Below are 12,827 nucleotides of genomic sequence, written 5' to 3'. Positions count from 1 at the left end.
AGCATTAGGGCTGCTGGTGTTAGGCTTTAGCACGCCCGGCCTCTATGCAAAAGATGATATTCCTCCTCCACAAGCGATCGACTTAGCAGTTATTCAACAGGGGCAGTCAACGGGAACGGACTTTTACTATTTTTACGATAGTAGTCGTGAAGTAACTCTTGAGGAGGCGCTTCAGTCCGATCGCTGGCAAGCGCCAGAATCAAAGCGCAACAACCGCGGCTTCACTGAGCATGTTATCTGGATGAAGCTCCAGTTTAAGAACTCTGAGGACGAAGCCAAACGCTTTATTTTGGAATACATTGATCCCGCTATCAAAACGTTAGACGTCTATTACAAGTCGTCCTCTGAGCTCGAATATAACCATCAGAATTTCACCTACAGCAACCCCAGCGCCACAAGACCGGTGTCGTTTTACCGTCCGGCTTTTGCCTTAGAGGCTCCTGCGTCAGATACCGTTGATGTTTACTTGAGAATGTTTCCCGGTGACGACTTTCCAATGCATTCTTTCACCGAAATGCTGATCTGGCACGAAAAGCCATTCTATAAATCGACTCACGTAGAACTGATCTTAATGAGCATTCTGCTCTGTGTGGAGATCTTCATGGGGATTGCGACCTTGCTGATATATTTTTCCAGTAAGGATAAGGTATTCCTCTATTACTCGGTGTTTGCCTTTTCCGCAGCATCTCTTTTCGCGGCATTCGGTGGTTTATGGCCGTATTTAATTGCCACAGAGAGTTATGAGTTACGGATGGTTGTGCTACAGATAAGCTTGTGCCAGATGGCGGCTATTGTCTTTGTTCAGTACTTCCTGAAAACAAAAGAACACATGCCCTTAGTTCACAAGATGATGACCGCAGTCGTCGGCATTTGCCTAGTTGGCTTGATATTGAACTTAGCCGGTTATCCTTATCTTTCAAGAATCATCATTGATTACACCGCAATCGGTTACTTTGCGTTAATTCCAATCGGGCTCTATTCCCATAAAAAAGGTGTCCCGCATTCGCTACTATTTACCAGTAGCTGGATTGTCTTCATCATGGGGATGGTGCTGGCATCCGCTCGATTAAGAGGTTATATCGTCGACTCTTCCGTGGCAAAGTGGTTAATTTTTTACGGTGGTTTTATCGAAATTTTCTTGCTTTCTACCATCATGTACTTACGCTTCCGCGATCTTCAAAAAGAAAAAGTCGATGTCGAGCGTCGCTATCGTCGACATCTTGAAAAAGCCGCAGAAGAGTTAAAGCGTCAGGTCGATGAAAAGACAAAACAGTTGAAGCTGGCTAAACAACAGGCGGAGCAGGATGCACGAATTGATATTTTGACTCAACTGACGAACCGCAGGGCCTTTATCGAAATTGCCAATCAACATATTGAACTGGCGGCCCAAAATATCGATAAGTCTTTATATTTGGCCATTATTGACGTTGATCACTTTAAAAAGGTTAACGATACTTATGGCCACAATGTTGGCGATTTCGTGTTAAAAGCCGTGTCTGATACGTTGCTGGAAAACGTACGCAACGTTGATTTAGTCTCTCGATTGGGCGGGGAGGAGTTTTCAGTGATAGTAGAAGCTGAGAATGAGCAAACTGCTTTGCAAATGGTCGAGCGATTAAGAGCCGCGGTTGAAGCAAAAACGGTTAAAGTCCAAGGGCATACCATTAATGTCACGATTTCGATTGGTATGGCATCCTGGTACGCCAACCAAAGTCTTGATAGCTTAATGAGCGCTGCCGATGAAGCTCTTTATACCGCAAAGCGTAAAGGGCGGAATCAGACTCACTTCTAAACCATCGCATTTTACCAGTAAGCTCCTAGCTTAGTGCTAAAAGGCTAAACCCTTCCAGTTTGTCCAGTATTTTTACACCGATTTCACATCCAGCACTTCTGGCGACCAAATATCAGGGTTTCCCCGATAGTTTTAAATTCTTGCTCCGTGCTACTTTACTTGAGATGAGAAAAGCTAATGCTGATTCATTAAAAAAATTAGCAGAAGGTTTTAGAGTTTTTCCATAAGTCATGAGGTGAGTGTCACACCTTTAGTCATCGACAAGCACTAGGTTCATACAATAAAAGAAACAGAATCGCCGCTGGTTTTAACGCTAAAGATATTGGCTCATCCAATCAGATTTCAAGTGAGAGTAGGTATAGTTTATGAAATTCAAATCGTTTTTGCCTAGTGTTACCGCGGTAACCTTAGCTGTATCGATGAGTTATTCGGCAAGTTCGCAAGCAGTCGTCCATAGCGGTCCAAATGGTGAGCCGGTCAATAAAGTCGACGCCACCGTTGGTGCTAAAGCGCTGACTTTTACATTGATCACGGGTGACGTAGCGCATGCTACCGTGAATAGCCGTGGTGAGATGTTGGGTGCTCGTTTAACCAAAGCTGATGGCTCAGAAGTCATTACCAGCACTTTGCAAGTTGGGTCAAACCTTTACGTGATACCTGCTGAGGCTCAACCTTTGGTTGATGCTGGAAAGTTGGATAAAGAACTCTTTAACCTAACAAGATTGTATCAAAGCGGTTATGACGACGAGCGCTCTGAGGATTTGTCGATTATTGTTGAGTATCAAGATGGCGTTGCCCCTGTTCAGGTTTCAGGTTCTCGCATGACGCACCGTTTTGACGTTATCGATAGCGCCAGTTTGACGGTGGGTAAAGAAGAGATCATCGCTTCTTATAACGAATTAACCAGTGACAGTCGTATTAAATCAGTGTGGTTGGACAAAGTGTACGAGTCTATGGACTTGGGTTTGCCTTCAGCTACCGTTCCTTTAACTGGCGCTTTATCAGCGTATCAAGCCGGATTTGATGGCACTGGCGTAACGGTAGCAGTACTGGATACGGGGTATGATTTCGAGCATCCAGATTTAACCGGTCAAGTTGTCGGCGTTCAGTCGTTTGTATGGGGTTCTGAAGGTCACGACTTCGATGGTCACGGTACTCACGTAGCAGGCTCTATTGCCGGTACTGGTGTTGCTTCTGACGGCGTTTACACCGGTGTTGCACCCGGCGCGAAATTGTTGGTAGGTAAGGTTCTTGGCGATAATGGCTCAGGCTCTACCAGCGGAATTTTACAGGGCATGACTTGGGCTGTTGAAAATGGCGCAGATATTGTCAGCATGTCGCTGGGTGCTAGCGGTGGCTCTGATTGTGTGGGCCCGGCAGTCGATATGCTCGAAGCTTTAAGTGACCAAGCATTATTTGTGGTAGCTGCTGGTAATAGTTACGTTCGTCAAACGGTTTCAACGCCAGGCTGCTCTCCAAAAGCGTTAACAGTCGGCGCGATTGATCGTGATGGCAATACGGCTGAATTCTCAAGCCGCGGCCCTTCGATTGATGGTAAAACGGCTAAACCGGATATCGTATCACAAGGTGTTGACGTGGTTTCAGCATCAGCAGGCGGGATCAGTGGTAACGAGTACCGACTATTATCAGGTACTTCGATGGCGACACCGCATGTTTCAGGTGGGGCTGCGCTAGTGTTGCAGGCTAACCCAACGTTATCACCGGATGAATTAAAAGCTGTTATGACCTCTTCGGTAAGCGATACCGATGCTCCTATCATGGAGCAGGGCGCAGGTCCTATGGACGTGTCGCGTGCGATTCAACAGAATATCATTGGTCATGCTAATCTAAGCTTAGGTGACTTCTACTACCCGCATAATTACGATGTGGTTGAGAAATATGTCACTCTGAGCAACCTTGGCGAACAAGACGTTACGCTTCATCTCAAGCTTAAGATGATTGGTGATGACGGTCAGACCAATGTTCCAGCGAAACTGATGAAGTTAGCGACGCATAAAGTGGTGGTTCCGGCGCGCGGTTCGGTGGATGTGCCTGTGACTATCGACACCTCGGCAGCGGTCAATAACAGTGCTTACGGTACGATTACTGGTCGTCTGATCGGTACGTCGAATAAAGGTGATCAGGTTACTGTGCCAGTATCGGTATGGCTAGAAGAGCCTCGCTCGTTATTGACCATTACGGCCTTCGATCGCTTCGGTAATCCAGCGGATTCACCATCGACAGTGACCATTTTGAATCACGAAGATCAGCGTGTTAATCGCTTTGGCCTTAGTGGTGGTGAGTTGCGTATAAGTGTGCCATCAGGCGATTACACCATTGTTTCAAGCGTCATGACGCGTGACGAGGAAACTAACCAAGGGTTGGTTGAGTCAGTGTCATTCTTAGCAGACTTGGATCGTAAGGTTGATGGTTCAACGGAAATAGTTTTAGACGCGCGTAAAGCGAGTGAAATCGAGTTTAAAACTGACCAGCCAATCGATATGCAAGGTTTCAGCGGTGGTTTTACTTATGACATGAGTGCCAACGATAGACTGAAAGCTGCGATCTTTGATTTAGCGCCTCAGTATGTGGAATCAATGTACGGTTGGTCACACGGTCACGATGAGAACTTTGACTTTTATGCGACCACTCGAGCGACAACACCGCCGCCAGTGCTAACTACCAGTAACGGTACTTCGGTTCCTTACTTCTTACCAAGTCTTGCGCGCATGTTTAACGGCGAAGGTAGTCTCGAAGTGGTTTATGCCGGTAACGGTAGCCACCAAGCGTTTAGCGAAGTTGATGTTGAAGGCAAGATTGCGTTGATTGATGTCGATGTGATTTTAGGTCAGCAGATGGTTTACGCTCGTAATGCTGGTGTATCAGGTTTGATTGCGAACTTCCCGAACTCTGTGGGACGTCACAACCCTAACGCTGTTTATTACGACTTCCCGGTGCTTACCGTATCGTCAGATGTGGGTCAGATGTTGCATCAAGAACTTGCCCAAGGTCCTCTCGAGATTAACTGGTCTGGCACTGCACCAGAGAACTCGCCTTACGCTTACTCTTTAGGGCATCACTCAAGCGGAAAAATACAATCTGGAACCGTTAAAGTGAGCGATAGCGACTTAGCGAAAGTAACGTCTCAATACTTCTCACAAGGTGATGAGCGTTCAATCTATGCAGACGTTTATGCGCACGTTCCTGGAGCTGCAGGCTTCTATTCAACAGGTACGTCTCAAACGGTGAGAGCGCCTCTTGAGCGTGTGGAGTATTTCACGCCAGAGACATTCGGCTGGACCAATAAAGTGATGCCTATCCACACCAATGGTGGTGGTACTTTTGAAGGCCCACTTGTCTATAGCAAAGGCCATACTGAAGAAACGACTTGGTACAAAGGTCCTTTCGGCTCAAGCCAGCTGACCAATGGTTCGGTTCTGGTCAATCGTTTTAACAACGATATCAAAGTCAGTATTCCACACTTTGGTGACGCTGCTGGACACGATAGTGTCGGCTCAGGTACTTTACGTGACCGTATTTTGAGCAGCATTAAAGTTAATGGTCAGAGAGTGTCACCGAAAGCCCACGGCATGATTGTGCTTCCTGAGTCACCAGCTTTGGTTACTATCGACTCAGGCTTTACGCGAATGGCTGACCGTGGTCTTGCAAACCAGCGTATTGGTGTATCGCATGTTACTACTTGGGAGTTTATGACTGATAGCTCTATGCAGGGTGCACAGCCTTTAATCGTGCCAAGCATTGATGCTCCGCTAGACTTGGATAACGCGGTCGCTGCTGGTCAACCGACAACTTTGTCTATCGAAGGTCTAATCGATGGTTTGGGTAGTGTGCCATTATCATCGGTTCATGTTGAGTATGGTTATGGTACTCAGCAAAACATTTACTGGCCACGCATTGAGTGGCAGTCAGTTGACGCTGAACAAAATGGCGATGACTGGTCTGTGACTATTCCTAACGATGCTGAAGCAGGGCAGTATGTCCACTTACGAGTGATTATGTCGGGTCAAAACGGTGCTACCGTTGATCAAACCATGGTTCGTGCTTACTTACTGAAGTAATACAAGCACAGACTCAACTCACTTAACAAAAAGGCGGCCAATGGTCGCCTTTTTTATTGATCAGAATGATTCTACTTTTGTGAAGATTGTATTTTGTTGAACGCTAATTTATACATTATGATACAATTCTGAGAGTTTAGGATAAACGCAGAAGGCTATATGAAACTGAATGATTGGATATTAATTGTTGATGATGACACTGAGCTGACCGAGCTACTGGAGGCATTTTTAGAAAAAAATGGCTTTCAGGTGAAGTCGGTGGCTAATGGTGCTGATGCCGTTCAACGAATTATTGAGGAGCAACCTAAGCTTGTAGTACTTGATGTCATGCTGCCCGATCTTGATGGTTTGTCTGTCTGCCGTGAGGTACGCAACGATTATCATGGGCCGATATTAATGCTGACGGCTTTAGAGGATGATGTCGATGAAGTCACTGGTTTAGAGATTGGTGCTGATGATTATTTGGCGAAGCCCGTTCGTTCACGAGTATTATTGGCCAGAGTTAGAGCGCTACTGCGTCGTTATAACTTGTTATCAAAGTACCAGGATGAGACAGAAGAGTCGGGGCATGATTACCGATTGCAGGTAAATGGCTTAACCATAGATAAAGTGTCTCGTAGCGCATCAATTCATGATAAAGCGTTGGAGCTTACGACGTCAGAGTTCGAGCTGCTGTGGATTTTGGTCGAGAATGCGGGTGATGTGGTGACTCGTGATTATATTTCAGAAGCTTTTAAAGACATGGGTTACGATAGCTCTACTCGGACCATTGATTTGCGAATTTCTCACTTGAGGCGCAAGATAGGAGATGATCCGCGCGTGCCCAGTTTAATTAAGACGATTCGAGGTAAAGGCTATCAGCTGGCAATACAATAATGAAACAAGCTTGCAGACATCGCATTCAACGGAGCCTCTTCATGTGGCTGATGCTATGCTGTTTTGTCCTGTCTTTTTCGAGCGCTTTGTACGCTGCCTCAGAATCCAGTGAAGCGAATTATGACGATTACACTGAGCAACAACTCTTATCCGCACTCGAGCAAGCTTCTCCGCCAGAGAGAATTGATATTTTGCTCCAGCTATCGGTGAACAACCGAAACCATCAGCCTCAAGAAACCCTTAACTACGGGCAGCAAGCTTTAGAGCTGCTCAAAAAGCACCCCGACAGTGAGCAAGAAATTTTAATCCTTTCGAATATGGGGTGGTCGCACATGATATTAGGCGATTACGAGTCTGGGGTAGCTCTGGCAGAAAAGGGCGTTGCTATCGCTGAAGAAGTTAGTGACGAAAAAGCATTAATCGTACCGCTAAATATTGCAGGACTGCTTTACTGGCGACAAGGTCGTTATGACGAGGCATTAACCTTTTACTTTCGCGCACTTGAGGTAACTGAAAGCCTGGTTGATGTTAGTGGAAAGGCGACTACTTTAAACAACATTGGCTTAATTTATATTGAGCGCGGAGATAGCCCTAAAGCATTTCAATACTTCAATCAAGCTCGGTTATTGCACGAAGCAGAAGGTAATAAGGCTAAGCTTTCAATTGCTATGAATAACATAGCCGGTATTCACTCGGCCCAAAGTAACTATAGTGATGCTCTCGAGGTACAGCTTGAAGTTTTAAGAATCAGAGAAGAGTTAAAAGACCCACCTGGGATTGCTGAAATATTGCTTAATATTGGCATTACTTATGATCATATTGGAAATTATGAAGAAGCTCATGAGTACTACTCACGTTCTATCAAGATTTTTTCTCCGCTCGGCGATAAAAGGGCTATCGCTCAAACGCTTAACGCAACTGGGTTAACCTATCATCATCAAAAGCAGTATGAGCAAGCTCGAGTGAACTTTCAAAAAGCACTAGATTATGCTCAGCAAGCTGATGACCAGGCAATTGCTAGCCATGTTCTTATTGCAATTGCTGAACTCAACATTTCGCAAAAGAACCCAGTGGAAGCGCAGCATTATCTTGATCTAGCTTTCCAAAAAATTGAACAGTTGGGTTTACGCTCACTTAGAGCACAGGCCTATTTTGACCAGGCTGAAATATATCTTCTTGAAGGTGAGCTAGATAAAGCGCTAGTGCAGGCCAGAAGTGCTTTTGAGTTAGCCATAGAGCTTAAAGAAAAGGCTAAGCAAAGTTCGGCGCAAGAGTTACTATCACGAATTTACACAGCAAGAAATGATTTTCAAAGAGCTCTAATCGCGTTTAAAAAATATAAAACGATTAATGATGAAATTTTCAGCCAGAATAATAGTGATAAGCTGGCTCAACTTCAAAGTTTATATGAAGCTGAAAAGCAAGCCCAGCAAATAGAATTACTGGAGCGTGATAAAGCGCTACAAAAAGCCAAGATAGAGCAGCAAAGGTTTGAGAGAAATGTGTGGATCGCTACCTTGTTATTAGCGCTGGTGGTTGCACTGCTGCTCTACGGACGTTTCAGTCAACGAAAGGTTAATAAGGCTTTATCAAATCACCTCGATATCCAAAGAGGGCTTATGCAGGCTGTGGCGCATGAATTCCGTGCTCCGCTTGCTAAGGTTCAATTTGCAGTAGATATGCTAGAAGAGAGCGATAATCCCAATGATAAAAAACTCTTTGACAGCATCCATAAAGGAACCTCGCAGCTCGACTCTTTACTCAAAGAAATTATTGAGTTGCTTAAAATGGAGAGCCTGAAAGAACTGGAGCCATTAGAACCGACTCTGCTTGATGATTTGATTCGAGAGCAAATCCATTCGTACCAGTCTTTTCATCCGGATAAGTCCGTAGAACTGGTTGGTAGCAACGGGGAGCAACAGTTCGACCTACCTAGAAAGCACATAAGTTGGATTTTAAGTAACTTGCTTAGCAATGCGATGCATTACAGCCAATCAACAGTACGGATCAGTTACAGCAGCTCGCCTAAGGATTTGAGCATTCAAGTTGATGATGATGGGACTGGCATTCCGAAAAAGGACAGGGCTAAAGTTTTTGAACCCTTTGTGCGGCTTGATCCAAGTCGTGCTCGAACCACCGGAGGCACGGGGCTAGGCCTAGCCATTGTCCAGCGATTAGCTCAGCTATATGGCGCAAAAGTAACGATCTCAGACAGTCACCTGGGCGGTTCGAGCTTTATATTAAGCTGGCCCCGCAAATAAAGTGTATTTTTTTTAATACAAATCATAGCAGCCTTTGGTACACCTCAAGAACCACTCTATCTTATTGAAATAATTAATATATGCCTACTTTTCCCGAAAATACACTAGTGGTTAATTAATTAAAAAAGCTCATCTTTTGTATGTTTAAATATTAAATATATTTTACAAATGCATGCAAATGTGTTTTATTAGTTACAAATGTATAAATAAATATACATTGATCTCGATGGGGTAATAAATCGCTAATGCGAGGAGTAACTAATGAAATTTAAGCCAAACAAGGTTTTTGCCGCCTTGCTTTCGACAACACTTATCACTGGATTGAGTGTTGATGCTAATGCAGCAGATAATGCAAAAGGTAAAAAATTGCCTGAGTATGATCCAAGTTCGATTATTGTGAAATTTAAATCGAATGTTGGTAAAGATAACCGTAAGCAATTAAGTAAGTCATTTGGAGCAAGTTTTAAAGACAAAAACAATGACGGGGTAGATGACCGATATCGTCATATTGCTAAGGGACGTCTCGCACAGTTAAAGCTACCAAAAGGGGCGGATCCAAAAACCTACGTCGAACAGTTAAAGCATAATGCAGATGTTGAGTATGCAGAACTTAACTATATTTTAAAGCCATTAGCAACGCCAAATGACACACGCTATGGTGAACTTTGGGGTATGCACAAAACTAAAGCTGATTTAGCTTGGGATATGGGCGTTGGTGACAAGAGTATTGTTGTTGGCGTTATTGATACGGGCATTGATTATACACATCCCGATTTAGCCGGAAATATGTGGGTTAACCCCAATGAAATTCCAGGTAACAACCTTGATGATGATGGCAATGGTTACATTGATGATGTTCATGGCATCTCAGCTATTAATGATAATGGCGATCCAATGGATACTGGTGAGCACGGCACGCATGTTGCTGGAACTGTCGGCGCTACCGGTAATAACGGAGAAGGTGTTGTTGGTGTGAACTGGCAGACTGATATGGTTGGTTGTAGCTTTTTAGGACAAAATGGCGGTACATTGGCTGATGGCGTTGAATGTATTAATTACATGGTCGATCTAAAAAATCGTGGTACTAATGTTCGTGTATTAAACAACTCTTGGGGTGGTGGTGGCTTCTCTCAGACGATGAAAGACGCGATAACAGCTGCTAATAACGCAGATATGATTTTTGTTGCAGCAGCGGGTAATAGTGCTCGTGATAACGACATAACTGATAACTTCCCTTCAAACTATGACGTACCTAATGTTTTGGCGATTGCCTCAACGACGATTAATGATGATATGTCGAGTTTCTCCCAGTGGGGAGCTACTACTGTTGATATGGGTGCACCGGGCTCTTCTATCTTATCTACTTTGCCAGGTAACCGTTATGGTATCTTTAGCGGCACTTCAATGGCAACACCACATGTTGCTGGCGCGGCTGCGCTAATTCTTGCAGCAAACCCGAGCTTAACAACAGCCCAGGTAAAAGAAATCTTAATGACGTCAGGTGATCCAATCCCAGCACTTGATGGTTTAACAGTATCAGGTCGCCGTTTAAACGTTGAAAATGCGATGAACATGGCTGGAGGTGGCGGTCCAACCTATTACCTAGGAAGTACGCCATACTCAAACACAGTGAATCAAGGCCAAGTTGCAATCTATAACCTAACTTTGAATGCTGTGGCTGGTTATAATGGTACTGCCACCATGACTGCTTCTGCTTCTCCAGTTTTAGACGGCTTTATTAGCTTTTCTCCATCACAAGTTGGTCCCGGTGGTACGACAGCAATGACGGTTGATACGAACTCAAGTGCAGCGCCTGGTAACTACACCATTACTGTTACTGCTGAAGATGGAAGCTTGAGTAAAAGTACCGATGTCACATTGAAAGTAATGCCTGCAGGTACTTTGACTAACAACTACAGCAATAATCAGGCAGTTGCTATTCCTGATAACAATGCGACAGGTGTTTCAAGCACGATTACAGTTGCAGACGACATTACCATCACTAACGTTGTGACGAACGTCAATATTGATCACACTTATATTGGTGACTTAATTGTCAGTCTAACTTCTCCTGCTGGAACAACAGAAATCATGCATGAACGAGCAGGCGGGAACACTGATAATATCGTCGCTTCTTTTGATATGTCTAAATTTGAGTTTGAGAACGCTCAAGGCGATTGGATTCTCAATGTTTCAGATAATGCTGGAGCTGATACCGGTACTTTAAATAACTGGTCAATTGATGTTACAGGTTCTTTTAACGGAGAGTTTGACTTCTTGCCGAGTATTACGGTTAACAGCCCAAACAACGGTTCGTCATTTTTAGTTAATGAACCGGTGACTTTTGATGCTCAGGCAACTGATCCAGAAGATGGTGATGTAAGCTCAAGCATTTCTTGGAACTCATCAATTGATGGCTTGATCGGTCATGGTCCAACAGTAACTACGAGTTCTCTAAGCGCTGGCACACACCAGATCACGGTCAGCGCTACAGACTCTGCTGGACAAACTCAAGAGCAAACATTTGATGTATCGGTTGTTGCTAGCAATACTACTGTAAGTTATAGCAATACTACACCATTGAGCTTTGAGAATAGCACTGAAACTAGCATCATTAACGCGACAGATGGCTTAGTTATCGATAATTTTGAAGTCTCAGTGGACATTCAGTTTGATTGGATTGGCGACTTGCGTGTGAAGCTGACTTCACCAGCTGGTACAAGCGTTATCTTACACAACTTTGAAGGCTACAGTGACACCAACTTGGTAAAAACTTATATGCCTGTTGAGTTTGTTGGTGAAAGCTCTTATGGCGAATGGTCACTTGAAGTCATGGATAGTTCTAGTTTTGATAACAATGCGGTGTTAAACAGCTGGGTAATCTCAATGAGCAACGGTGATATTGTTACGCCTCCTGCAAATGAAGCACCCGCAGTATCTATTACATCGCCAACCGGTGGTAGTAACTATGTAGAAGGTGATGCAGTAACATTCTCTGCAAATGCAAGTGACGCAGAAGATGGTGACTTGAGCAATAACATTACTTGGATATCATCTCTTGATGGAGTTATCGGTAGTGGTTCTTCATTTACTACATCAGTTTTGAGCGCTGGTACTCATAATATCACAGCGCAAGTGAATGACTCACAGTCAGTCTCCGGCTCTGCTCAAGTAGGCATAGTCGTTAACGCTGCGCCTGTAAATGAAGCACCTTTGGCTGACTTTAACTTTGTAGCAAACCACCTAAATGTTCAGTTTACTGACGCAAGTGGAGATATAGATGGTTCTGTAGTTACTTGGAATTGGGATTTTGGTGACGGCATAAGTTCAAGCTTAGCTAGCCCAGCTCATAGCTATGCTGCGCCAGGCACTTATTCGGTTAGTTTAACAGTAACTGATGATCAAGGCGCTACACACTCCGTGAACAAGTCAGTATCGGTGACTGCCGCGATCAACTTGTCAGCAAGTGCAACAACTCGCAATGGCAAAGTCACTGCAGATCTAACTTGGTCAGGTGGTAAAACATCAAAAGTGGATGTTTATCGTGACGGGGTAAAGGTTAGAGAAGCAAGTAACAATGGCTCCTACACTGACCGCTTTAACTCTAATGCAACGAGTTTTACTTACCAAGTTTGTGAGCAAGGTTCAACTATATGTTCAGTGGTAATTACTATTGAGCCAACGGAGGAGCAGAAACGCGGTAAAGGTAAGTCACTGGGAAATGATAAATAGAAGCTAACTTTCCTACTTCTATACTTTTGGCCCCAGCCTTGAAAAAGGTTTGGGGCTTTTTTTTGCTAAAAACTTAAGATGTGTTTT

The 12,827-nt window shown here is 44.2% G+C and carries 5 protein-coding genes; all 5 read left to right on the top strand.

The features are described 5' to 3' along the window. Positions 1-16 precede the first annotated feature (16 nt). Positions 17-1,792, top strand: a complete 1,776-nt coding sequence (locus ABD943_RS02285; protein WP_345291577.1) for a sensor domain-containing diguanylate cyclase — start codon at positions 17-19, stop codon at positions 1,790-1,792. Between the two features lie 365 nt (positions 1,793-2,157). Continuing rightward, the gene (locus tag ABD943_RS02280) at positions 2,158-5,871 is read left to right on the top strand and encodes a S8 family serine peptidase (protein ID WP_345291576.1); all 3,714 of its coding nucleotides are present in this window, start codon (positions 2,158-2,160) and stop codon (positions 5,869-5,871) included. A gap of 159 nt (positions 5,872-6,030) precedes the next feature. Continuing rightward, positions 6,031-6,747: a response regulator transcription factor gene (locus ABD943_RS02275; protein ID WP_345291575.1), complete on the top strand. Its 717-nt coding sequence runs from the start codon at positions 6,031-6,033 to the stop codon at positions 6,745-6,747. A gap of 41 nt (positions 6,748-6,788) precedes the next feature. Next, a complete protein-coding gene (locus ABD943_RS02270; protein ID WP_345291574.1) occupies positions 6,789-9,008 on the top strand; it encodes a tetratricopeptide repeat protein in 2,220 nt (739 codons plus the stop codon). Positions 9,009-9,269: 261 nt separating this feature from the next. Further along, complete coding sequence (locus tag ABD943_RS02265) at positions 9,270-12,740, top strand: S8 family serine peptidase (protein WP_345291573.1); 3,471 nt, start codon at positions 9,270-9,272, stop codon at positions 12,738-12,740. Positions 12,741-12,827 lie beyond the last annotated feature (87 nt).

Origin of the sequence: Kangiella marina, assembly GCF_039541235.1 — a bacterium.
In the GTDB taxonomy this organism is placed as follows: domain Bacteria; phylum Pseudomonadota; class Gammaproteobacteria; order Enterobacterales; family Kangiellaceae; genus Kangiella; species Kangiella marina.
Note: the sequence above shows the minus strand (reverse complement) of the source record. Positions and strands in the feature narration are given on the sequence as shown.